Origin of the sequence: Dyadobacter tibetensis Y620-1, from assembly GCF_000566685.1 — a bacterium.
GTDB classification, from domain to species: Bacteria; Bacteroidota; Bacteroidia; order Cytophagales; family Spirosomataceae; genus Dyadobacter; species Dyadobacter tibetensis.
Genome location: NZ_AZQN01000002.1, coordinates 386,139 through 410,258, shown reverse-complemented (window position 1 = coordinate 410,258; position 24,120 = coordinate 386,139). Strand labels below are relative to the sequence as shown.

Below are 24,120 nucleotides of genomic sequence, written 5' to 3'. Positions count from 1 at the left end.
CGTTTCTTCCATGAAAAAAACGAATTATATTGCTTTTTTCGTCGTGGCCTTGGCAGGTCTTTTCTATCTGGTTTTAACGGAAAAGCCGGCCCTAAGGCATTCTCAGGAGCCAATTCCACCGGATCCCTATTATAGTGAGGAAGTGTCCTTTAAAAATGTAGAAGATAGTATCACGTTATTGGGAACGCTGACCTTACCAAATAAAGAAGGCAATTTTCCGGTGGTGATACTAATCACGGGAAGCGGACCACAAGACCGGAATATAGAGGTGTTTGGACATAAGCCTTTTCTTGTTATTGCCGACTATTTTACGCGTCAGGGATTAGCTGTCTTGCGGTATGACGACAGGGGTATTGGAAAGTCTACGGGTTCTTTCATGACAGCCACATCACAAGACTTTGCTTCAGACGCTATAAGTGCTTTGAACTATCTGAAGACAAGGAGTGAAATAAATGTCCAGAAGATAGGTCTTTTAGGACATAGTGAGGGAGGGCTGGTGTCGGCCATCGCGGCTTCTCAGTGCAAGGAGGTGCGCTTCGTTATTTCACTGGCAGGCCTCGGCGCCAGGGGGCTAGAAGCGCTCGGCTTGCAGACCGAATTGATCGCAAGAGCTGGGGGTGTTAATGATGCTGGTATTGCTTTGATTAAAAAGTCTAATCGAGAAGTCGAAGAAATATTGAATACTACCCCTGATACGACTGTATTGAGAAAGGCGCTAACGGCTTACTTTAAGGCCAATGGGCATCAAATCCCTGAAGAAATGGTACCTCCGGGCCAATCGAAGGCCAAGTTTTTTGAAAATTCCGTCAATTTCATGTGTACGCCCTGGTACCAGTGGTTATTAAAGGTAGATCCAGCCGATTTTTATGGAAAAATTGCTTGTCCGGTACTGGCACTGAATGGATCGAAAGACTTACAGGTAGATGCAAAACAAAATTTGCCTCTCATTTATAAAGCCGTCAAAAATGGAGGGAACCCTAACGTTGCCATAAAGGAACTACCAAACCTCAATCATTTTTTTCAAAATTGTAATACGGGGCATCCGAATGAATACGCCGATATTCAGGAAACTTTTTCTCCCCTGGCACTGACGACAATGACTGACTGGATTTCTATGACTATTGATCAGAACATTAATCGGCTGTCCCAATGAAAAAAGGTTCCTAGTATAGAGAAGCGATAAAAACTGTACCCATTTAATAATGAAATAACAATGGAAAATAGGCTTTTACTAATATCAATGATCTGTTTTTTGGGTTCCTGTAGATTCGAGTTGGATAAGGATCCAGAGATGATTCAATTTGTCTTCTACAATTCAGACAAAACTGTATTTGAGGAAGTAAAGATTATAGCCTTTGAGTTAAAAAACGGTATGTTAACCCCAGTTGATTCTGTATATCACTATCCACTAAAATCTCCTAGTATACCGTACTATAGTAATATAGGGATAGGTTTTTTGGCAAAGGATATAGATTCTCTACAATCAGGGTTATTTCAGGCTATCGCTATAAAAAAAGATAGTACCGTTTTTAAGATTCCGATAGGTGAAATCGAAGGCAAAGCTACTAAGCGCTCATTTAGTATTGAAATGACCAGTAGTGGAATTCAGGCACAGTAACTTCAAACTGATAATAAGTTTGCCCAATATTTCTTAGTTAGAACCAAATTAACTTTAAATAGAATGGGGTGACTAATGGTAAATCTTTAAATTCCGAATGAAGGACCCTCATTGAATATATGGATGCTACTAGCGCCACATGGAAAATTATGATCGATTTGTTTAAAATGGTTGACCATTGGGTCCCTGCTTTCCACCACCACAATTGCCTTAATATAGGCGGCTAATATGGGGTCTGGTTCGAAAATTATCATGGCTATATAGATAAACTTGTATATTAAAGCATTCTCAGCCACTGTGCCATGGCCATTCCTATATCTGCTGCTGAATCTTCTTGCAGATTATGATGCCCTACTACGGTGACATGCGTTTGGTTGGGCCAGTGTGTACAATTTTCTTTTTCGGCCTTCGACAACGTCCCGGGCCTGGCCTCAATAAATAATTTCGGGATACTACTTTCCGATAGCCAGCGTGTATTGTCGTTGACGATCTTGATAATCTCTGCCGGTTCTCCACCTATAGGCAGCTGTCTCGCCCAGCTGAGCATGGGGCGTCTGCTTTCTCCGGGGTCTGTGAAGGGTCGGCGATATTCGGCCATTTCCGCTTCCGAGAGCGGACGCAGCACCGATTTTGGCAAATTGAATTCGATGAAAGAATTTTCAAAAATAATCATTTTTTCGCCCTCCTCTGATCTTAATTTTTGAAATGTCTCGCGGGCTGGGCCCGGCACCTCGTCCCAGGTCCGTGGCATGGTGATAGCCTCCATATATACGATGCCCTTTACCTTGTCAGGGTGGTTTCGTGCCCAGTCAAATGCCAAAACAGATCCCCAGTCGTGAACTACAAAAATAATGTCTTTTTGTATATCTAGTCCGTTTAGAAATTCATCTAGGAACATTTTGTAGGTGCCATAAGTGTATTCTTCCGGGTCGTTGAGGCGATCAGAGTCGCCCATACCCATCAAGTCAGGAGCAATGCAGCAACCAAAATCTTGAACCAAGGGAATTATGTTCCTCCATATATAACTGGAGGTGGGGTTTCCATGAAGGAAAATAATAGGACTTCCGGTTCCTGCTTCGGTATAGGCCATTTTTAGACCATTAATCCGTAGGTATTTTTTGGGTGCGACAGAAGTTGTCTGAGTTTGAAGTTCTTTTTCTGTTTTCATTGATTTAACTCATTTGTGCCATTATAGCCTGTTCGATTCTTACTTTATACAAAGTTGGGATGTGGCCGGACAGGGAAATAGGAAAAAATCATTGGATTTCCTTATTTGACTTTATCACCTCCGATTTTGTACGATGAATAGTATTCCCAATACTCAGTAACAATCAGCTCGATAATCGTTTGCGGGAAGAATTTGACGACCGAAAGCAGACTGCAATACTAATCTAGTCGTGATATAGTCTATTGTATGGCACAAACGGTATTAAGCATCGGGAATTATAGGCTCAACGAGCTTTTTTAATTTTTCCAATGATTCCTGCCATCCCAAATAACACATTTCTACTGGGATCATCGCCGGGATACCTTCTTGAACAATATGTAGTTCGGTCCCGCAAGACACTTTAGAAAATTTAATAGTGGTTAACATTTCGCCCGTCAAAGTAGGGTCGTCAAATCGATCGCGGTAACGGATAAGTTCATTGGGCATGATCTCCAGGAAATCGCCTCCAAAGGACTGTGTTTTTTCGGTAGAAAAATTTAGAAAGGACATTTTAAAGGATCCTCCTACTCGGAACTCCCGATGATGCGCAATACAGATAAATCCATAAGGTGGGAGCCAGGAACAAAATGCTTCAGTATTGGAAAATGCCCGGAAGGTTTTTTCTTGGGGAGAAGTAAGTATGCGGTGCAAGGTTATGGAATTGCTCATATCTGTGATTTTAAGTGTAATTCCGATTCATATGAATTGAAAGAAGCTGTGTCAGGCAGACTTAACTGGTTGTCCTAATCCCGATTAATCCCCTCCTGCGTGTGGAATGGGCAAAGCTTTGCTGCCCGGTACGGGATAGCAAATAAGATCCAAAACTGAATATTCGGTAACTGAAATAAAATCGGACAGGATCTGGGCAGTAAAACCCAGATCCTTTAGAACTAATATTATTTTCGTCACATCTATGCTATCCAATGCCGTCTCAACTCGGAGAATCCGGTCACAATCTTCCAAATCGAAATTCATTTCATAGACCGGATATAGCGTGTTCAAATACTTTAAAAGGAATTGAGCTTCAGCTGGAGTTCTTACATTGGTGCGATAGACTTCAACCATTCTTATACATAGTTTTGATTAATCATTTTTTGCCAAGTCGTAACTCACCATCCAGTTGATGCCGAACTGATCCTTCCACATTCCAAAATAGGATCCCCAAAAAGTTTCGTCTAAGGGCATAGTTATTGAGCCACCTTCCGAAAGTTTCGCAAATAACGAATCCGCTTCTTCTTTGGAATCTACATTTAAGGATATTGAAAAGTTATCTCCCATCGTTACATCCGGTCCAAAGCCGGGTACTGTGTCGCTGCCCATTAATACGGTTTCTGTACTAATGGGAAGAGACACATGCATCAGCCTTTTTTTCATCTCCTCCGAAAGCTCCGGCATACCCTCTTCTGGAGGCATCTCACCAAACCGGCTTAGATCTTTAAATTCTCCGCCGAGCGCCGATTGATAAAAATTAAATGCCTGCTCGCAGTTTCCCTGAAAGGTTAAATAAACATTTACTGTTGCCATAATAAATAGGGTTTGAGGTTAAGCGTTAACTACTACTTTATAATAATGTTTAGAACCGGATGCTTTCGTCAATATCGTAACGCATGCCCTGTAAACCAAGCAGCTTCCTCATAAGTCCTATTTGACCTATCAGGTAGTCTTCCCTGCCAATGCACATCCCAATCATGTTCAGTACGTTTTCCTTAATAAATGACGCTCCCATTCCAAACGGGAAGGGGGTATCAAGCTGTTGATCTGTCGCTTGAAGCAATTTTTGATATACCTTAGGCGAAATGTCTGCAAAATTCATTTTAAGACCGTCCAATGAGGGATATTCTAAGCTTTCGTCGAGTGCGCGCCCCTCTTTAAATAAGTTCTCATTAGGGTCTGTGTCGTCTAAGCCCAACAAATTGCCTATCCAATACCGGCAATTAACTAAGTTTCCTGTCATCCACACTACATGATTGGTTTTGTTGTCTATACGCTTTAAGGCCATTTCATCAGAAATGCCGTCGAGAACGTTTTTAAAACTTTGTGAATGCATACGAAAGGCAGGAATTATAATTTCCAGTTTTTTTGATGTTGCAGTGTCCATAGTCATAGTATCAATAGGTTTTAATTAGGATTCCGAATATTGCTTAATTAGCCTTAAGGCTTTGGGAAATGCTTCGTTGAAATACTCCTCCATTTCCAGGGTGATATCCATTACTGCCTGTAGTTCTACACTGGTTTCGGATTCTTGTTTTAAAAAGTAAATCTCTTTAGCACCTTTCCAGCTTGATGTAGTTTCCACACCTTCTTTCAATTCAGCTTGGTGGGAGAATACCATTTGTTCATTGACAACAAGTCTTTCGACCAGGGAGCGTATCCCATTTCCATTCTTTCCTAAAAAATCGATGGTATGGCCCGGTTTTAAGTCGCCCTGGTAATGGCTTCCTTCCATAAATACTTTGGTCCACTTTTCATAGGTTTTAGGCTGCCACAGAACTTCCCAGATTTTTTCTCTAGGAGCATTTATAGAGATAGAAAATGATATGGTTTTAAGATTTCCCATTGCTTACCCGATTTGATTTCTCAAAATTAGAGCTTGAAAAAGCAAGGATACTTAACCTATGTCAAGAAATGCTAGTTGGTAATCATTTCCTTGCGAATACGGCTGAGGGAGGTGTCTGCAATGCCTAAGTAAGAGGCAATCTGTTTCAGGGGAGCCTGTTGCACAATTTGAGGTCGGTGTTCTATCAATTGTAAATATCGCATGGAGGCAGAGTGCGTAATCATTTCAATAGAGCGCTGCTGTGTCTGAAATAGTTGGCGAGACATCCATTCTCTGCCCCATTCCCGGATCGACTCCATGCTGTGATACAAATGTTGAAAATCGTTGAATTCAATTTTCCACACTACGGCATCAGTTACCGATTGTATATTTTGCACGGAGGGGAGTCGCTGGAATAAGGAGGACACTTCATTGGCAATCTCATTTTCACAAATAAATTGTGTTGTAATTTCATTTCCATCCAAGTCGTGAACAAAGAAGCGTATTAATCCTTTTTCTACCAGATAATATGCATTAGCAGTTTTTCCTTCCTGCAATAGCATATCGTTTTTTGATAGGACCATTCTCTGATGTAACGAAGCAATTTCGTCCAAGTCCTGGGGAGTCATGAGCGGATGACTGTAAAGCTTTTGAAATAGGGTCTGTGCCATAAACTTGATTTACAGTTATGTAGAAATCATTATTTATAAAGAGCCTTCCGGACTTTATGGAATCGTAAAGTGGTAAATGGATAGATGATATACTTGCCTAGTATTTTTGCTTTTTTTTTATAAATCTAAATTAAAATTTTAAGTAATCTAATCCCAAAGACAATAACTTTTATTCATCTTAAGGATGCTGGCCTGACTGCTGCAGGTAAAGCCGACATTGCATTGGCCCATTCCAGAAATAGTAGTAAGTTAGGTCGTCTCCAATATGATGCTCAGAGACATGTACTGAATACGAATATTGCGCCTAGCATTTCGGTAATAATATGACTTTGAGTAAATAAAAAGAATTTACCGTCCAGTGGGCACGAATATTGTAGCCTTAATAGGTTCAGAAGAGACTAAATGATAGTAGTGGCTCTGTTTTAAATGGTTCTTCTAATCTGGAATTATTTAGGGCTAATCTCGCAGCTAATCATTAACCGTAAATCTGTCAAAAAGCTTAAAAGGCTGAGCGGAATAATAAATTATATCACTAAACAAAATCATAATGAATAAGGGAAAGCAAAATATATTGGTAGCTGGCGCAAATGGTACCACAGGAAAGATAATTGTCGATTTGTTGAAACACTCGGATAAATATACGCCCGTCGCAATGGTCAGAGAGCAGGGGCAAAAGGAGCAATTTGAAAAAGATAATGTGACTGTAGTACTGGCCGATCTGGAGCAGGATCTAAGCCAGGCAGTGAATAACGTGCATAAAGTGATTTTTGCTGCAGGATCAAAGGGGAAGAACGTAGAAGGGATCGATCGGGATGGGGCCAAGCGTCTTACCGATGCTGCTAAAGAAGCGGGCGCCACGAAGTTTGTCATGTTAAGCTCTATGGGTGCCGACAACCCTTCGGCCAACGAAGATCTAAGAGCATATTTACAGGCCAAGCAAGCGGCTGATGAGCACTTGATGGCAAGCGGCATGAATTATTCCATTATTAGGCCCGGCTCATTGTCAAACGAAAAAGGAACAGGCAAAATTGAGTTACAGGAAAAATTTGAAAGGCAGGGGGATATTACACGAGCCGATGTAGCCCAGACCCTGGTTGCAGTTTTGGAAGACGGAGTACAGCAAAATCAGATATGCGAAATATTAAGTGGAAAGATTCCTATAGAGGTAGCCGTACGCGCGTAGGTATAAACGTAAATGATTATCAGGAGTCTATTCCTTAACTGTAACTTTGAAGCGACTCTAAGTAGATTTGAGTCTCCCCCTGCTTTCTGAATCATCATTTCCCATGATAGCACACGACGATTTGGGTTTTGATATTTTCCAGAGATCATTTTACAAAGTAAGAGCAAAGACATGTTGAGAACGGCATTGGTGATGGTACTGCTATCTATCTGGGGGCATAAGGCGATTTCGCAAACGAGCTACTCCCCACCTTTATTTGAAGGGAAAATTACCGATATTGATGATACTAATATTTTCCGCACCAAGGATTATTATAATTGGTGCGGATCAATTGTTAAAGCCGACGACGGGCTCTATCATATGTTTTATTCCCGTTGGCCGAAAGCGACAAAATTCACCGGCTGGCTACTGTACTCTGAGGTGGCGCATGCGGTGTCGGCCAGCCCTAGTGGGCCTTGGGAGTATAAAGAAACGGTATTGAAGGGTACGGGTGCTGGACATTGGGATGCCATCACGGCGCATAATCCTAAGATCAAATTTTTCGAAGGTAAGTACTATTTGTATTATATCTCCACAAACATGGGCGATAAGCCTTATACGGAGGATGAACTCATGGAAATCAGTCTGCGAGGCTATACCCATCCTAGCTGGGGGATTATACGCCCAAATCAACGGACGGGTGTGGCAGTAGCCTCCTCCTTATCGGGTCCGTGGGAGCGTTTTGATACGCCTTTAATTGAGCCCTCCGGGCCAATTGTTACTCTGACAGTCAATCCAGCCATCGACCGGGGGCGGGATGGACGCTACTATCTCATTATAAAAGGGGACAAGCCCAATGAGACCCGGTTCATTAGAAACCAGGCCATGGCCATCTCCAACAGCCCATTGGGCCCGTTTGTTATCCAGCCCAAACCGGTAATCGATTATATTGACACGGAAGATATGTCCCTATGGTACGATCAAAAAAGAAATAAATATTTCGGTATTTTCCATGCCCATAAATTTATAGGTCTGGTAAGCTCCGACGATGGCATTCACTGGGTAAAGGCTCAGGAGTATGAGGTGATGCCTAAGAAAATAAAAAGAAAGGATGGCACTACCATGGTCCCCGACCGCCTAGAACGGCCCTTTGTGTATAGGGAGGATGGCGACCTGCAGGTGTTGGGCCTGGCCAGTAAGCTGGGCGACGACTCCTTTATTATAACCATTCCCATTAACCATTGAGGGCGATCTGGTAGGGCTAGGAAGGTGGAAACCCTTTTCTTATAATAATTCTGGAAATTGCTGGGGTTTCAGTACTTGGAATGGTCCTGTCCTGAAGCGCATACTTTGGTCAATAGCATGGAGTTGATACTGATAAGCGGGTTCCCGGAGGCTAATTAAAAGATTGTCTAAAGGCTAGGGGTGAAGTGTTGGTTTTACTCTTAAATAACTTGCTAAAGGAGGTAGGGTGTTCAAAACCCAATTCGAAGGCAATTTCGCTAATACTCAGTTCCGTAGTCGAAAGTTTTTCTTTAGCAATCTCAATCACTTTGTTGTGGATATGCTGTTGCGTACTTTGCCCGCTAAGGTTTTTTAACATACTGCTGAGGTAGTTTGGTGACAGGTTTAAGTCATCGGCTATTTGTAGGACGGTAGGAGCCCCTTTTAAAAGTACATTTTCTGAGCAAAAATATTTATTTAAGATTTCTTCTAATTGGATAAGAATCTGGTGATTGGTAATTTTTCTAGTAAAGAACTGACGCTCGTAGTAACGCTCGGCATATTGGAGTAAAGACTCGATCTGAGTAATTATAATGCCCTCGCTAAACTTATCCAGATTGGAATAATACTCCCTTTGGATATTTACTAAAATTGCTTCTAATATATTTTCTTCCTTTTCGGAAAGGAAAAGTGCTTCATTTACAGCGTAGCCGAAGAAGTCATATTTTTTAATGGTTGTTGCCAAACTGGTATTCCATAGGAAATCGGGGTGGATTAATAATAACCACCCCGATGCAGCTGTTGTTACATCTTGATTGATCTCGATGTTTAGGATTTGTTGTGGGGCTACAAACGCTAACACCCCTTCGTCAAAATCGTATTTTTGTTGACCATAGTTGAATTTTGCGCTTACATTTCTTTTTAGCCCGATCGAGTAAAAATCCTGGACCCACCTTATTTCATTACGATCGGTAGGGTAAGCCACTTGGCTGTAATCTACGAGGCTAATGAAGGGGTGTTCGGGCTTAGGTAGCCGAGCGTATTGGTGAAACGCACTGATGGTCTTAAATCGATACATATTTATTCGTTTATTTCTTTATATAGTACCATTCCAGCATGATAAAGAATACCATTCTTAAATTCTCCATCGGCCGTAAATCCAGTATCGTCCTTATAATCAATATGGTTTCCAGTTACCTGATAGGTGCCTTGATAGGCATTTTCTTTATTCCCTCTGGTTTCCTTATAACGGCTATTGGGCAGAAGGTAGTGTTTAATATAGCCATCTTCGGTAACCCATTTACCTAAGTATGCTTTTGTGTCTTCTATTTTTGCTGAATCCAATTTATTCGTTTTTGAAAGTTCTGGGTGAGCTCCGGTATGGAGGTATACATGATGGGTAGGGTTACAGGCTGTGTTGAAGGTAGCGATTATTGTCGCAATTGCATAAAGCCTTTTTGAATGCTCCTTCATCGTTATTGATGGTCAAATCCGGTGGATAATCCTAAGTGACGATGAGCATCCATTTCCTTTTGAATGGTTTCTATTTTAAGCCGGGCATAATGGTAGGCGTCCTCTCCCATAAAAAAGTGAACCGGTGGATTTTCCTGTTGGCTCAATGCCATCAGCACGTCGGCCGCTTTTTCAGGGTCATTGGGTTGATTTCCATTGATTTCGTTTAAATGGGCCTGCTCCAGCTCACGAGCACTCTTGTATTCCTGCATGGGGTTGGCAGGAGTCTGAATGGAACCTTCGGCCAAAAAGTTGGTTCGAAAGTAGCCTGGATAAACCAAAGTGGTCTTGACTTGGAATAACTTCATTTCTTCGGCAAGTGCTTCCGTAAAGCCGGCTACGGCAAATTTGGTGGAACAATAGATTCCAAATCCAGCAAAGTTGCCCGTATAGCCGCCAATGGATGCGATATTAAAAATATGACCCGATTGTTGTTTTCGCAAATATACTGCGGCATTCCGAATGACATGTAAAGAGCCAAAGACATTGACCCTGAAGTTGGTCATCACTTCCTCATCGGACAATTCTTCTAATGTTCCTATTTGGCTGTATCCCGCATTATTGACGATCACGTCTATTTGTCCAAAATGTAGGACAGTTGCTTCAATCGCCTCTCGAACGTCGTTATTTTTGGTAAGGTCCATGTTTATAGGAAGAAAATGGCTGCTCTTTGGACCTATGGTATCCATAAGGGCTTGCTTATTCCGAGAAGTCGCTGCTACACGGTATCCATTTTTTAATAGGCTTTTTGCCAGTGTTAATCCCAAGCCTTTAGACGCCCCTGTTACAAACCATACTTTTTTAGTGTTCATCTTTTTAGTGTTTTAAATTTACACTGCAAAGTTGCCAATGCTCAGCCGTTAATACTTTTCCAAATCTATGGAAGGCTTAGCAAAATCTACTTTTATGTGGCTCACTTCCGATATTACTTACCGTTCGCTCATTTTGACGAAAGATTTAATTGGGAGGTTGTTGGTGAATGGTGTGATATGGACATATTTATCAATCTGAATATAAAACGTATTGATAGGATGGGATTTACTGGAGTTTTAATCGTGGTTTTTATTCTGGCGGCCTTGCTGCTGTTCATAGGGATCAAAAAGAGGAATAATCTGCTGATCACAGTGGCCTCAGTAGGCCTTTCTACATTATTTCTTCTCGTTTTAACTATCCTGTATTCCGTTAAGTATACGATGTGATCCTTTTATGTCTAAGTCGGTAGGGGAGTATTTCCTCTCGTAGGGATAGCCTTTTCAGTAGGTTATGTTTGTATCTTTAATATAGGGGCGATAAACTGGCCCAAGGATTTAAGTGGTTAAGAATAAAGCGAGATAGCCCACTGTTTCACCGAAAAGAAACCCGTAATCTTTTCTTCTCCATCAGCTAGGATGTTTTCTCGTATACAACCCTCAGGTATGAAATACGTGTTGGCAGAAATCTGGCCTTCTTTTAATAATTACTCTCCCTTTTTCAATGCTTTAGTTTGCAGACTTGAAATAATCGCTTCAGACTCTTCAATTGAAAGAGTCGATATTTTAGAGAAGTAATTAATGAATTTTTCGTGCATTCACGTTCTTTATTAATTACCGATAACACGGTTTGCGGATTTGCGAAGGGCGGAATTTTTACTATAAATGCTTATGCGGAGAACAAAACTTTCGGCTAACGCTAAACTGTCTGCGGAGTTCGAAACCCCCGCCTATTGCAAATGTTCTATTATGCGTACGGCTTTCTTTTCTGTCATGCAAGTTTAACAAAGTTGTCTTCAAGTTTTACGCTAAAATTTATTTCTGCTTTTAATGCTCTGAAAACTTTCAGAACAGTGTCTATTGTCGCACTGTTAGCACTGCTTTCTAGTTTTGAAATTTGAGCTTTCTGCACACCAACGAGTTTGCCAAGTTGTTCTTGTGTCAATTGGCGTTCTTGTCTCGCCGATTTTATCATTTTTCCTAACACATCCATACGGAGTTCGTATTCGTATTCGTCACGGTCTGCTGTCCCAACTTTACCGATATACTTATCTTTCATTTCGGTAAGTGAATAAGTCTTGAGTGCTTTCGTTGCCATGTTTTCTACTTTTTAGTTTTGTTGTTAAAATATTTGTCTCTCAGTCTTGCTGCACGGTCGATTTCGTTTGCTGGTACTTTGTCAACCTTTTTTATGAAACCGTGAGTCGCAATTACCAAGGTTTCCTTGTTGTTTGACTTGTCCCAAAATGCAAGCAATCTGATTTGAGCTCCACCAAATTTTGTCCGAAGTTCCCAAATGTCATTTTGCAATTTCTTGAACAATTTCGGGTCATTCGTCTGTTCGGCAAGGTCAATGTTGTAAAATATTTTTTTTTTTGATAGTCTTTGGGTCAAGTTCTGCTATGAACTCATTTGCTTCTTCCATAAACTTAGTCTCAAAATACTTCATTAGTCAAATTGATTGTTAGACGCCACAAAGATAAATTAAGTTTCTAAATATGGAAACAAAAGATTTCGCTATTTCTGTCGGTGTCTTCTTTTAAGCTGACGCATAACGTTTTGAAAATTTGTTCAGAAATGGCATTGCATGCAGAACCATGGCCGCACCGTGCTAAGTTAAGTAAATTACTGATGAATTACTCAAGTTACGCAGGCACTTATTAACACGTTTTGATCAAGTATTTTAGCATAAAAAAGCAGGATATATTTTATTCAATACCCTGATAAACAGCATATTAATATTTTAAAAAACTATGCTACAACATAAAGATACGAAGGAGATTTCATAATCGAAGACAGTTTTAACCAATAAGGCCTTGTGGCATATAGGTTAGTGACTAAAGGATAATTAGGTCAATAAAACATCGGCCGAAATGCCCAAATTCTCACGCAAGGCTTTAATCATTTTTAAGCTGAGGGCGCGTTTGCCGTTTAGTACGTGTTATCTTATTCTTTATGAGTGCCAATAAATCTGATATAAGCTGATTGATACCTGTACTCAAATTTGACAATGAGCCTGTACTTGTTATTACAGATGTCAAAGACAATTCTATTGTTCTTAAGGGTGTCGGCATCCTTAAAGAAGCCTGTTATCTCACTGGGAAAGTTGAACCGATTCGTTTCAATGGTTGCATACCAAGTTTCTATGGATGGTCGTGCATCAGGGTGTTTCTCCCAAAATGTCAAATAAAGTTCCACTTTTAGGGAAGTTTGTTCTTTGGTAATAGAAATGCATCCGGAAATTATCTGTGCTGACCAGTCTAATTGATAGCCCAAGGCCAACAGCTGATTGCCCAATATAGAGGCGCTCAGCAGTCGGCAATCAGCTGTGGGCTGTCGGCAATCGACCTTGATCCATGAAAACCCAGAATGAGTGACATGGTTATAGAAATTAATCGCTTTAGTCCATTCCCAAAACCCAGAAAGGGTGGTATGATGGCGACGGGCTTATGGGATAGAAATACCTTCTTATAAAATCCCACACGCTCTATGAGTTTTTGACTTGATCCATGATCTATTCACTTTTTGCAACCTGCAAAAATCACAACATCAAGCCACAAGCTTGGTTACTAGTCGTTCTAAGAAAATTGAACTACTGGAACTAGGAAGGAAAATTCTCAGACTTGTTACCATAACGTTGGAAGAATTAAAGTGCTAAATTTTGGCCCCTTTACCATAATAAGTGGGATGGGCGACTGCTTACATATAAATGACCTCGTGCCTCGGCCACCCTTGACAAATCCAATCGTAATTTTTAAATAGCACTTGAAAATCCAATAAAGAAAAATAAATTTGAATGATTAATTAACCACAGACAGCGTTCATTTTACACATCCATAATTAAGCCCTATCTTATTATATTCACCCAACCTTTCAGATGTTTCGAAATTTCCTGACTGGATAGCTCATAGTAATACAGGCCACTAGATAGGTTATTGCCGTTCCAAGAATTGTCGTAATGTTTGTTTTGGTAAACCATTTTCCCCCAACGGTTATAAATTCTTAATTGCCAAGGAATCAACCGTATATTGTCGATGATGAAGTTATCATTAATTCCATCATTATTTGGGGTGATAACATTTGGAATCAGCCCAGGACAGGTAACACTTTTAATAGTGATGGAATCCTCAGAATAGCATTGCTTATCGAGTGCCTGAGCTGAATAGGTTCCAGCACTGGAAACTGTTATAGCTTTGGCAGTTTCTCCGTTACTCCATGAAATACTTTCCAGATTTTTGCTCTGAATGATTATTGGAAAATTATCTTCACAAACATTTAAATCGACTCCAAGATCAATTTCATTAATAATTTCAACACGAATCGTATCCTTTACAACGCATTTGTTAAAGGCTAGGTTTAACTCATATTCGCCTGCGCGATCAATGGTGTATTTTGGGGTATGGTTATTGTTTGGCCAATAAAAATCAAATTGTTGATATTGACTTAAATCATAATTCAGGGTTTGGCCAAAGCAAAGTGTGGTATCTTTCCCTAAAATATCGTTAGGAGGTAATTGATTGAGGTCATACTCTTCCAAATACACATCATCTATTAAGTAGTAAGGTTCTAGCCCTGTAAGATAAATGGTTGGACTAAATGCAGTTTTAGAATCGGGAAAAAAATTGCCTATTGTAAGAAATTCATAATTTTCAGAAGCCTGAAAACAGCCGCTAACCTTTACCCAATTTTTGGTGTCCGAAATGATTTCCGAAATATTGATTTGTGGTTCATACTTTAAAAGTCCGAAATCTAATGGAGATTCGGATTTTATGGAATCCTTTGTGAATAGAGCCCCTAAATTATTGCTGGCAAGAGATGAGTTGTAGATAAAATGAGCATAAAATTCTAAATAATAGACTTTGTCTGTTTGTAATTTTTGAGCAAGTTTTACTTGTAAGTATTCTCTATATACTGGTATTGCATTAGTATTAATAATTTCATTATTATTTGCCGAAGTTATGATACCACCACAAAATTGTCCCGAATGTGGTTTGATATTGTATCTTTTGAGTAAATCAACAGCACAATTTGAAGTGTTGATATCAACCCAAATATCACTAGTACCACCGGTTGGGGTATACCAATTTGATGAAAAGACGGATACGTTATCACCGATTGTAGTGAGTAAATCACAAGGTTTTTTAATAATGTTTTCAAATCCACCATTTGGGACTAAGTTTTGTCCTTTGGCTGGATTCATACCAAAACAATTCAACCCAATAATTATTATCAAAAAGGTATACCAACTGAAAGATTTAACCATGGTTCAATAGCTGGTTTGAGTTTTGTTTTGAATTTTTCATCCGCCCCGATTTGCACACTACGGAACATAGGTGTCTGCCCTATTACTCTAAACAAAAATTTCTTGTTCGGATTTTTGCTCTTTCCGCTTAAAAACTGGAATAGTTTTGCAGCGAGTTTAAAGTTAAAATTTTCTTCTGGAGTTTTTACAATTAAGTACTGGTGGTAATATGTGTTCGTTCCGCTTGATGGACTAGGTAATAAAACCCCGTTTTCTAGCCTCATTTAATGCTTTCCCCAATATCATAAATGGATTTAAGATAGTTTGATCAGAAGTTGGCTCCACTTTTTTAATAATTGGATTTTTCCAGTTACCTTCGAAAATAACATCCATACCAAGAGTTGGAATGTTGATCCTCTGTCTGTCAACCTCTTCTATACTAATCTCCAAAGTTGGGGTGCGTAGAATAGGTAAACAGATTTTCATTACAGTTTTAGTAAGTGTAGTGATATCAAGGCTAGTGTCGTTGCGTTCATGGAATTCATCAGGACTGTATTTTTTTTCTACAGCCTCAATACTTTCAATTATTGGATCAATACTATGGAGAAATCCTCTTAGTATTCTGTAGAGTATGAAAAAATCTGATTCAGCTTTATTTATTTCTTCTTGCGCAAAAAGCCTTACCGTTTCCGTTGGGAATTCGATTTTGGGATAGTTTATGATTTTTCTCAGATTCAGTCGTTTATAAATTATCAGTGTACGCACTATATAAGTAGTCAGCCGCTCCATTTCGTTGAGGGGGTTCCGTTCTTTATAACTTGTAGGGAGTTGAGGTTTAAGAATTGTAAAAATCTTATCAATTGAATCTCTAATGATTAATTGGTTGTCGAAATGAAATGGCTCAGTAGAGTAGAATTTGTCGATATAACCTGAGAAATCAACAGCAGAACCATATCTATGATGAAATATCTTTCTGATATTATCTATATCGCAAACTAGAACAATTCTGTCAAAACCAAATTTATTCATGTCAACTTCTGGATCGTAGTGAGCGCTAAAAATGTTGAAAATCCTAAAGATATGCTCTGGGTCCAGCCTGTCCATATCGTCGACAATTAACACCGTTTTCGCTTCTTGATTTTTTATGCGCTGAACTAATTGATAAATCAGGCTTGATACAGGGTCAGACGAGTAAACTCCCGGCTTAGATTCTTGCTTAGCCATGAATTCTTCTATGATTTTTCTTTCAGGGTTTTCCTGCACCTTTTCTCTGAATTTTTGTAATCCTTTCCATAGGTTTCCGGGCCATTTGTTGATCTTTGAGGAAAGCGTTAGGTTTGCCACTATTGCTTCAGGGTAGTTGGCTATTTCTGTAATTATCTGACCCGCTTGGATCATGCTTCCCAATGTTTTGCCACCACCAAATCGTTCAATTATAAACATCTGATAAATAAGAAACATAGAAAAGTCCTCTTCTGAGAACGTTATCTTTTCCCCATATTTGGCCAGAAGCTCAACAATAAGGTCGTATTTGATCAGCTCGAATATGTCATCATTAGAAGCTATAGAATAATTGACAGGTAGAATTTTTAAGAAGATGAATTGCTGCTTGGCCTTTGATGCTTCGGAGTTATTATATTTTTTTTCTATTTGGCTTAAGAAAGTTGATTTTCCAGACCCGAAAGGTCCACTGAGGAGTGTTTTATTATTAATTGGTTCATTTAAATGTGCTATGAACTTGTCCTCCAGTGAGGTGTGGTCTACTCGAATGTTGCCCATGCTACTAGATAAGTGTACAGATTAAAGGTAAAATATTTAATGCTTATTATTGCATTTATTTATCTTCAAAAATGGTATAGGATAACTTCATTTTATTTCAATTATATTTTGAGTAAAGAATTAAAACAAGTAACAAATGACTAAGTTCTTGGGGCGCTCCCATTTTGAAGTGGATAGGCAAAAACAGAAATTGGAAGAAATCGGCATCTGGCTTATTGAGTCAGATCATACGATTTTTAAAGAAAATGAATTCTCTACAATACTCATTTTTAATTATCTATTTGAACCATTAAAGAACCCAGTGAGGACATTACTGTTGGGCTTTGAAGAATTGGACGAGTTTTTAGGTTATGATTCAGGGGAGCTGTATCAATTTTTTGCATTTAGATTCCGGCGTAATAAGGGTCGTCTAAGAAAGCCAATAAAATGTAAAAACATTATCTAATATTACTCCCAAATTCAAATTATGGGACTTGGAGGAGGTTGGTAACCAATATAGAATTTAGCAATCCGTCATTTTATTACCCATTACTGCTAGTGATGTAGCAACTATACGCCATTTACAAGTTTGGCTGGCGATAAGATCATTTCTTTTATAAAATTCAGGAATATATATATCGCAAGTGTGCCATCCCTCATATTGGTGTAGCTCCGCCAGCCTCCGCACCACAAAACAGGTCTATTCTTGACTTAAAAGCCGATCTTGGTCAGATAGCCGAACATAGTTTTGGGAGGGTAATTGGTCTGAATTTGTTCTGATATAAGCTGGTTTATGGGTTTAGGAAGTTAAGAACGGAGTGGATCTTAAAAAGTACATTGGCTGGAATGGAATGGACTACAGCCTAATCCAGGAAAAAGTTAAGATTGGCATGGTGCCTGATAGTAGATCCCCCCTCCAGCACTCGCCTAACCCCTAACCCCTAACTGCCTAATACGTTTCCCTCACTCCCTCAAAGACCGCTTTGGATTACTGGTGCGAGCGATGTTTTTTTGATTTATTTATCTATCCTTATTTTGTCCTTTTTTAGGGGCTACAAACTGGTCCATGGTAAGCACAAAAACGAGTGAAGCATTATACAAGGGATAGGGGTATACCTGTTGCGAAAGTCGTTGAAAATGAGTGGTTTTTTGAACTTAATGGGCAAGAAAATTGTGGTGGGGAGTGTTTAAAATATTGCTTCTTGAGTTTGTCAACATAACTTAAAGGGGTTTTTATTGGTTTATAAATGTAGCAACCCTTTTAAATGTAAAAAAAAATGATAACGTTCACAATTGAGTTGCCAGAGGAAGAAAGCTCCTCTTTTAAGGAATTTTTAAGCAAGATTCATGGTAAAATTATTTCGGAGGAAAGAGTTCCTAACAAGGAAACTATTCAGGCCATGAAAGAGCTTAAGAATGGGAAGGGTAATAGGGTAGGAAGTGTTGATGAGTTTTTGAAATTAGTATAGTCATGTTTGAAATACTATACTCAACGAAATTTCTTAAAGATGCTAAATTACTCAAAAAGCGTAGTCTAAGGGATTTTGATGAATTGGCGAATGTGCTTAAAATATTAGCAAATAAAGTGCATAAAGGACTGGATAGGAATCATAATGCTCATAAATTAAGAGGGGAATATAGTGGCTATTGGGAATGCCATGTTCGACCTGATGTATTACTTATTTGGGACGAAAATGAAAAACTTATGCTTCTGGAATTGGTAAGAACGGGTACGCACTCCGACCTATTTAAATAATAAATCAATGCAAATTACGAAAAAAGTCATGGGAGGTAATAATGGCTATTTTGGTGAACTCACCCCAAAAAAATGATTTTGCATCTTTTGAGCTATCTCGATTGATTTTACACGCCCCAAGATTAAGAATACCCTCCATTTTCCTGCCCTTCCCGGAACCTATTCCTTACAAAAATTTTTCCTCGCCTAAAGCCTAAAGCCTAAAGCCTAAAGCCTAACCCCTCGAAACCATATCCAATCTTTCCAGGGCTGCCACTTCTATGGACAGAAAGCCGAATTCTTCGGTGACTTTTCCCTGGATTTTGTATAGGCCCCGGCCGGTGAGTTTGAATTTTTTGACGATGGGAGGGAAGTGTACCGTATCGATAAAATCTCCGTTTTGGTCTACAAACGTCCCAAACTGCATGGTCTCTCCCCGGTTGGTGCGGGTGTTTTTTACCGTTACCAGATAGCCATATTGGGTTACAGGCAGGTTGACAAACTGGTGGATCTCGCTGCTCATCACCCCAGGCGGGATGGGCTCCCGGGAGAGGGCGAAGGGGCTGCAGAGGGGGAAACCCAGTAGTTCGATCTGGTCGAAGGCGTTGTCGATAAAGGTCTCCTGAAACTGCGGGAGCTTATAATCTTTTACCTGGTTCTGAAATAACTGCTTCTGAGGCGTTTTGTTGGTGCTTTTATTGAGGCGGAAGGTGGCCTTCCAGAGCAGAGTCTTCTTGTCGATGCCGGTAAACCGAAAGGCGTCGATGCGGATCAGGATGGTGAGCTGCTCGATGCTGATGGGCACCCGGTCGAGGAAGTCGTTGAGCGAGACGAAGGGTCCTTCCTGTTGGCGGGCGTGCAGGATCTGCTGCATGGTGCGCAGCTCCAGCTGGTGGAGCATCTGCAGGCCCAGGTAGATGGTGGTGCCGCTGATGCAGGTGTCGGCGTCGCTGTGATTGATGCAAGGAGCCTCTATCTGTGCTCCGCACATGCGTGCCTCGTGGATGTAGAGCTCCTGGCTGTAGAAGCCCCCTCCGTTGTTGAGGGTGGCCACCATATATTCCAGAGGGTAGTAAGTCTTTAGGAACAGGCTCTGATAGCTCTCTACGGCGTAGGATGCCGAGTGGCCCTTGGCGAAGGCGTAGCCGGCGAAGCTGGCGATCTGGTCCCATACTTGCTGGGTCTGCACGGGGTCGTAGCCCTTATGCTGACAGTTTTCGAAGAATTTGGTCTGCACCATTTCGAATTCGGCCCTGCCGCGGAACTTCCCGCTCATGCCCCGACGGATGACGTCGGCCTCGGCCAGGGTGAGGCCGGCATAATAGTGGGCTACCTTGATGACGTCCTCCTGGTAGACCATCACCCCATAGGTATCTTCCATCAGGCGCAGAAGTTCGGGGGGGGCGTCGAGGCGGCGCTCGGGGAAGCGGTGGCGCAGGATATAGGCGCGCATCATCCCGCTTTTGGCTACGCCGGGACGGATGATGGAGCTGGCTGCCACCAGTCCCAGATAGGTGTCTACCTCCAGTTTTTTGAGCAGCATGCGCATGGCGGGCGACTCCACATAAAAGCAGCCTATGCAGGAGGCCCGGCGGATAAGGGCGTTGATCTTGGGGTCGGTTTTGAACTTCCTGACATCGTGGATGTCTATGGCCGGGGCCTCCGGGCGGTTGTAGTGGATTACGTCCAGGGTCTCCTTGATCTTGGCCAGCCCCCTCTGGCTGAGGATATCGTACTTGTATAGACCCACATCCTCGGCGATCACCATGTCGAACTGGGTGGTGGGGTAGCCCTTGGGGGGCAGATCGGTGGCTGAGAAATAATGGATGGGCTTCTGGGTAATCAGAATCCCGCCGGCATGAATGCTCAGGTGGTTGGGCTGGTTGTTTTCCTGGAGATACTGGGCATAGCGAAGGACCAGTTTGGAGAGGTCGTCCAGCTTGTTGTATTCGAACTTCTTGTCGCTCAGGGCGTCTATCTCATGGGTGGGCAGGCCAAATACCTTCCCCAGCTCCCGCACGGCGGCGCTATGCTGGAAGGTATTATAGGTCGCCAACAGGGCGGCCTGGTTGTTTTTGCCGTATTTCTCAAAGATATACCGGGTGATGTCGTCCCGGTCTTTCCAGGAGAAGTCGATGTCGAAATCGGGGGGATTCTTCCGGTACAGATTCATAAACCGCTCGAAGTACAGGTCCAGCTCGATGGGGTCCACATTGGTGATATTGAGCAGATAGGCCACGATGCTGTTGGCCCCGCTACCCCGACCCACATAATAATAGTCTTTATGACGGGCATAGGAGACGATGTCGTGGTTGACCAGAAAGAAGGGCACGAAGTCCTGCTGGCGAATGAGCTCCAGCTCCATGGCGATGCGGTCGAGGATGCGGTCGTCTACGGCAGTGCCATAGCGGTAGCTCAGTCCCTTATAGCTCAGGCTCCGCAGCATTTCATAGTCTTCCTGTGCCGTTTTTCCATAAACTTTCAGATTCTGGTGTTGCCGTCCTTCGCCGAAGGAAAACTGTATTTCGCAGGATTCTAGGAGTTTTTCGGTGTTGTAGATCAGGTTAGGATAGTCTTTAAATCGAGCTTTGAGGACTTCTATAGGCTGCATCTGTTCGCTTTCGCTGGCGGTGTCGAAAACTGTCAGTTTTTGCAGCATGGTGTTCTCGTCTACGGCACGAAGGAGACGGTGGGTGTTGAAGTCTTTCTTATGGCGGAAGCTTACGGGCTGCAGGATCACGAACCGGTCCTGGTGCCGATAGAGTCTGGAATAGCGTATTTTGAGTAGATCTTGGCTGGATATGCCAATGTATTCGTGCTCTAGAAATTGGTTTTTCTCCGTGTCCAGCAGGGTTTCGAAAGGGTATATCACCACGGCGTCCAGAAAGGCAGGGGCCTGATCGGGAATCTCCTTTTTGAGGTGCGAGTGCTCCGATAGGTAGCGGTTGAGCTCCTGGAAGCCCTGGTTATTACGCGCCAGGGCAATGAATTTTTGGCGGATACCGTTGCGGAAGTCGATGCCCAGTATGGGTCTGATGCCATAGCGGGGCGCCATGCGTACGAAGTTGAGACAGGCGGAGGTGTTATTGATGTCGGTCAGGGCGATGCAACGGTAACCGTTCTGCTGTGCCAGGTCCAGCAGGGTTTCTTCCGGTATGGTACCGTAGCGTAGACTGAAGAAGCTGTGGCAGTTGAGTAACATGATTCTGGGGGGTGATAAAGGTTTTGCGTATTTGGTATAAGTTGGGTGTTGTGTAAAATGTAGGCAGGGTTAGGCGTTGCGGTGGGCGGGGATGATGGGCGGCTCTCCGTTGAAAGGGTTGCCCATGGCCCCAATATTGGGTATGCCCAGAGTGGTGCCCCAGCTCAGGATGGGGGAGCCCTTGCTATTGTATCCATAGCGGTTGCGGATATGGTCCATGGCCTGGTACAGGTTGAGCTTCTCTTCGGTGTCGTCGAAAAGGTTGATTTGATAGTTTCCCCCGACCAGGTCACTAAAATTGACCCCTATCAGCCTTACCAGCATGCGGCGGTTGTAGAGCTGGTCGAAGAGGTGCTCCAGATGGGGGATTAATACATGGTCGGCTGAAGTGTAGGGAATCTTCAGCTGGCGCGAGTAGGTGTTAAAGTCTGCATAACGAATCTTTACCGAAATGCAGGAAGTGAGTTTGTTGCCGTTGCGGAGCTGGAAGGCCAGGCTTTCGCCCATGGCCCGCAGCATCTCGCGCATGCGACGCAGGTCGCCGGTGTCTTTGCCGAAGGTGCGCTCGTTAGAAATGGACTTGCGCTCATGAAAGGGAATTACCGGCGATTCGTCCCGTCCGTGCGCACGGTTCCAGAGCAGCAGTCCATTTTTGCCCAGCACCGTACCCATCATTTCCATGGGCATCTCCTGAATGGTCCGTACCTGCCTGATACCGAGGTTGTAAAGGATCTGGTTGGTTTTTTCGCCTACCATGGGGATTTTCTTTACGGGCATAGGAGCCAGAAATATCTTTTCGTTGCCCCCGTCGATCTTGAGCTGGTTGTTGGGCTTGGCCTCCCCGGTGGCTACTTTGGATACCAGTTTGTTGGTGGATAGACCAAAGGAAATTGGAAGCCCCGACTCCCGGATGATGCGCTGCCGGAGTTCGGAGGCCATATGATAGCAGCCAAAAAACTTGTCCATGCCCGATAGGTCGGCATAGAACTCGTCGATGCTGGCCTTTTCGAAGAGAGGCACCGTTTCCCGGATGATGTCGGTGACCACCTTGGAGTGTTTGGTGTAGGTGCTGGCTTCTCCTCGGATTACGATTGCCTCGGGACAGAGGCTTCGCGCCATTTTCATGGGCATGCCAGAGTGTACGCCATAGGTCCGGGATTCGTAGCTACAGGCGGCTACAACGCCCCGGTCGCCAGTGCCCCCCACCAATATGGGTTTGTGGTTGAGCCGGCTATCGAGCTTGCGCTCTACCGATACAAAGAAAGTATCTAGATCCAGATGTAGAATGGTTCGGTTCATAAGTTTGGAATTTTTACAAATTTATGGAATATTTCCAAACGTATGGATATGTTCCATGTATTTTCAAGGATTTATTCCAAAATCTGCGTAGATTTGTAAGAGAGGGGGTTTCGTAAGGCAGTGAGCAGGGATGAGTACTTCTTCGGCGGAGCGACAGGGCTCAACGAGCATAAACCAATACCATGGAAGCAGAATTCAAGCGTTTTAAACAGATCAGGGAGGAGTTGGGGCTCACTCAATCGGCCTTTGCCGAGCAGCTGGGTATAGGGGCCACTACGGCCGACATTGAACGGGGCCGCACCCGCATTCCGGGCCAGGTAGTTAAGGAGCTTCTGAAGCAATTTCATATTAATCCTTTATGGCTCTATGGCGAAAGTGAGCAGCGCTTGCTGCACCCTGCACAGATACGAACCAGTCCGGGGATTATAACAGTAGATACTACGGGCAATGAAAATATGGTGCTGGTAAGTGCTAAAGCGGCCGCAGGCTATCCGCATAATATCGGGGATGCCCAATGGTTTGAAAAGCTACCCGCCTTCACTATTCCTCTTCCAGAGTATCGGAATGCCTCTTTCAGGGGCTTTCAGGTGGAGGGCGATAGTATGGAGCCGGCTCTGCATTCTGGAGAATGGATACTTTGCAAGGCCTTGGACAACTGGGACGACCTTAGCAAAGGGCGGATGTATGTAGTCGTAACTGATGACAGTATCTTGGTCAAAAAGATCCAGCAGGTGGCAGGCAGCAATCAGGTGCACCTGATATCGCTCAATCCCGAGTATACGCCCATCAGCATGGAAGTCGGGGACATCAGGGAATTATGGCAGGTTAATAGCAAGCTTACCTTCGAGCTGGAAGCCGACTTACAGGGGATTAGCCTTCAGAGCCTGCACCAGGAAATGAAGGAGCTAAAAGAGGAAGTAAGACGCATCGTGCGTTCATAACCAATATGCGAACGGGAGCTATAGGCTATTACTCCAGTTCGCAT

Annotated in this window: 26 protein-coding genes; 9 read left to right on the top strand and 17 right to left on the bottom strand. The window is 42.5% G+C overall.

The features are described from left to right. Positions 1–10 precede the first annotated feature (10 nt). Both X939_RS0105355 and X939_RS0105350 read left to right on the top strand, forming a co-directional pair. Entirely contained in the window at positions 11–1,153 is a 1,143-nt protein-coding gene (locus X939_RS0105355; protein ID WP_025762236.1) for an alpha/beta hydrolase family protein, read from the top strand. Positions 1,154–1,213: 60 nt separating this feature from the next. Further along, positions 1,214–1,618 (top strand): hypothetical protein, encoded by a 405-nt coding sequence (locus tag X939_RS0105350; RefSeq protein ID WP_025762235.1) that lies wholly within the window; start codon positions 1,214–1,216, stop codon positions 1,616–1,618. A 277-nt stretch (positions 1,619–1,895) separates the two neighbouring features. On the opposite strand, the gene X939_RS0105340 is transcribed toward X939_RS0105350, so the two are convergent. The 7 genes from X939_RS0105340 to X939_RS0105310 form a co-directional block, all read right to left on the bottom strand. Next, a complete protein-coding gene (locus X939_RS0105340) occupies positions 1,896–2,786 on the bottom strand; it encodes a haloalkane dehalogenase (RefSeq protein ID WP_025762234.1) in 891 nt (296 codons plus the stop codon). A gap of 261 nt (positions 2,787–3,047) precedes the next feature. Then, entirely contained in the window at positions 3,048–3,494 is a 447-nt protein-coding gene (locus tag X939_RS0105335; protein ID WP_025762233.1) for an SRPBCC family protein, read from the bottom strand. An 84-nt stretch (positions 3,495–3,578) separates the two neighbouring features. Further along, positions 3,579–3,890 (bottom strand): hypothetical protein, encoded by a 312-nt coding sequence (locus tag X939_RS22090; RefSeq protein ID WP_025762232.1) that lies wholly within the window; start codon positions 3,888–3,890, stop codon positions 3,579–3,581. A gap of 18 nt (positions 3,891–3,908) precedes the next feature. After that, the gene (locus tag X939_RS0105325) at positions 3,909–4,349 is read right to left on the bottom strand and encodes a VOC family protein (RefSeq protein ID WP_025762231.1); all 441 of its coding nucleotides are present in this window, start codon (positions 4,347–4,349) and stop codon (positions 3,909–3,911) included. 49 nt (positions 4,350–4,398) lie between these two features. Then, the gene (locus tag X939_RS0105320) at positions 4,399–4,929 is read right to left on the bottom strand and encodes a DinB family protein (protein ID WP_198034364.1); all 531 of its coding nucleotides are present in this window, start codon (positions 4,927–4,929) and stop codon (positions 4,399–4,401) included. 18 nt (positions 4,930–4,947) lie between these two features. Beyond that, positions 4,948–5,382 carry an SRPBCC domain-containing protein gene (locus X939_RS0105315; protein ID WP_025762229.1) on the bottom strand — a complete coding sequence of 145 codons (435 nt, stop codon included), beginning with the start codon at positions 5,380–5,382 and terminating at the stop codon, positions 4,948–4,950. Positions 5,383–5,453: 71 nt separating this feature from the next. Next, positions 5,454–6,032, bottom strand: coding sequence for a Crp/Fnr family transcriptional regulator (locus X939_RS0105310; RefSeq protein WP_025762228.1), 579 nt, complete (start codon positions 6,030–6,032; stop codon positions 5,454–5,456). Positions 6,033–6,579: 547 nt separating this feature from the next. Between X939_RS0105310 and X939_RS0105305 the strand changes: the two genes are divergently transcribed. Both X939_RS0105305 and X939_RS0105300 read left to right on the top strand, forming a co-directional pair. Further along, positions 6,580–7,215 carry an SDR family oxidoreductase gene (locus X939_RS0105305; protein ID WP_025762227.1) on the top strand — a complete coding sequence of 212 codons (636 nt, stop codon included), beginning with the start codon at positions 6,580–6,582 and terminating at the stop codon, positions 7,213–7,215. Positions 7,216–7,386: 171 nt separating this feature from the next. Further along, on the top strand, positions 7,387–8,439 hold the full coding sequence (locus X939_RS0105300; protein ID WP_025762226.1) for a glycoside hydrolase family protein: 1,053 nt from the start codon (positions 7,387–7,389) through the stop codon (positions 8,437–8,439). 151 nt (positions 8,440–8,590) lie between these two features. Here X939_RS0105300 and X939_RS0105295 read toward each other — a convergent pair whose 3' ends face one another. The 6 genes from X939_RS0105295 to X939_RS22080 all read right to left on the bottom strand — a co-directional run bounded on the left by X939_RS0105295 (position 8,591) and on the right by X939_RS22080 (position 13,097). Then, on the bottom strand, positions 8,591–9,496 hold the full coding sequence (locus X939_RS0105295) for a helix-turn-helix domain-containing protein (protein ID WP_044198504.1): 906 nt from the start codon (positions 9,494–9,496) through the stop codon (positions 8,591–8,593). Positions 9,497–9,498: 2 nt separating this feature from the next. Continuing rightward, entirely contained in the window at positions 9,499–9,891 is a 393-nt protein-coding gene (locus X939_RS23270; protein ID WP_084299322.1) for an Atu4866 domain-containing protein, read from the bottom strand. A gap of 2 nt (positions 9,892–9,893) precedes the next feature. Beyond that, a complete protein-coding gene (locus tag X939_RS0105285; RefSeq protein WP_025762223.1) occupies positions 9,894–10,742 on the bottom strand; it encodes an SDR family oxidoreductase in 849 nt (282 codons plus the stop codon). Between the two features lie 928 nt (positions 10,743–11,670). Beyond that, positions 11,671–11,997, bottom strand: coding sequence for a helix-turn-helix domain-containing protein (locus X939_RS0105275; RefSeq protein WP_025762221.1), 327 nt, complete (start codon positions 11,995–11,997; stop codon positions 11,671–11,673). Positions 11,998–12,002: 5 nt separating this feature from the next. Beyond that, complete coding sequence (locus tag X939_RS22085) at positions 12,003–12,293, bottom strand: type II toxin-antitoxin system RelE/ParE family toxin (RefSeq protein WP_229235998.1); 291 nt, start codon at positions 12,291–12,293, stop codon at positions 12,003–12,005. Positions 12,294–12,845: 552 nt separating this feature from the next. After that, on the bottom strand, positions 12,846–13,097 hold the full coding sequence (locus X939_RS22080; protein ID WP_044198627.1) for a type II toxin-antitoxin system HigB family toxin: 252 nt from the start codon (positions 13,095–13,097) through the stop codon (positions 12,846–12,848). A 311-nt stretch (positions 13,098–13,408) separates the two neighbouring features. On the opposite strand from X939_RS22080, the gene X939_RS24105 reads away from it, so the two are divergent. Further along, positions 13,409–13,504 carry a transposase domain-containing protein gene (locus tag X939_RS24105; protein ID WP_131694657.1) on the top strand — a complete coding sequence of 32 codons (96 nt, stop codon included), beginning with the start codon at positions 13,409–13,411 and terminating at the stop codon, positions 13,502–13,504. Between the two features lie 242 nt (positions 13,505–13,746). Here X939_RS24105 and X939_RS0105260 read toward each other — a convergent pair whose 3' ends face one another. Both X939_RS0105260 and X939_RS0105250 read right to left on the bottom strand, forming a co-directional pair. Beyond that, positions 13,747–15,099: a T9SS type B sorting domain-containing protein gene (locus X939_RS0105260; RefSeq protein WP_025762220.1), complete on the bottom strand. Its 1,353-nt coding sequence runs from the start codon at positions 15,097–15,099 to the stop codon at positions 13,747–13,749. Positions 15,100–15,393: 294 nt separating this feature from the next. After that, positions 15,394–16,920, bottom strand: a complete 1,527-nt coding sequence (locus X939_RS0105250) for a P-loop NTPase fold protein (protein ID WP_025762218.1) — start codon at positions 16,918–16,920, stop codon at positions 15,394–15,396. Between the two features lie 136 nt (positions 16,921–17,056). Between X939_RS0105250 and X939_RS0105245 the strand changes: the two genes are divergently transcribed. The 3 genes from X939_RS0105245 (at position 17,057) to X939_RS0105235 (ending at position 18,655) form a co-directional block, all read left to right on the top strand. Then, entirely contained in the window at positions 17,057–17,365 is a 309-nt protein-coding gene (locus tag X939_RS0105245; protein ID WP_025762217.1) for a hypothetical protein, read from the top strand. Positions 17,366–18,176: 811 nt separating this feature from the next. Further along, complete coding sequence (locus X939_RS0105240; RefSeq protein ID WP_025762216.1) at positions 18,177–18,368, top strand: hypothetical protein; 192 nt, start codon at positions 18,177–18,179, stop codon at positions 18,366–18,368. A 2-nt stretch (positions 18,369–18,370) separates the two neighbouring features. After that, positions 18,371–18,655: a type II toxin-antitoxin system RelE/ParE family toxin gene (locus tag X939_RS0105235; protein ID WP_025762215.1), complete on the top strand. Its 285-nt coding sequence runs from the start codon at positions 18,371–18,373 to the stop codon at positions 18,653–18,655. 214 nt (positions 18,656–18,869) lie between these two features. Here X939_RS0105235 and X939_RS0105225 read toward each other — a convergent pair whose 3' ends face one another. Both X939_RS0105225 and dinB read right to left on the bottom strand, forming a co-directional pair. Then, complete coding sequence (locus X939_RS0105225; RefSeq protein WP_025762214.1) at positions 18,870–21,836, bottom strand: DNA polymerase III subunit alpha; 2,967 nt, start codon at positions 21,834–21,836, stop codon at positions 18,870–18,872. A gap of 69 nt (positions 21,837–21,905) precedes the next feature. After that, positions 21,906–23,135, bottom strand: coding sequence for a DNA polymerase IV (gene dinB, locus X939_RS0105220; RefSeq protein ID WP_025762213.1), 1,230 nt, complete (start codon positions 23,133–23,135; stop codon positions 21,906–21,908). Between the two features lie 182 nt (positions 23,136–23,317). Here dinB and X939_RS0105215 point away from each other — a divergent pair, with 182 nt between their 5' ends. Continuing rightward, positions 23,318–24,076, top strand: coding sequence for an XRE family transcriptional regulator (locus tag X939_RS0105215; protein ID WP_025762212.1), 759 nt, complete (start codon positions 23,318–23,320; stop codon positions 24,074–24,076). The last annotated feature ends 44 nt before the right edge of the window (positions 24,077–24,120 follow it).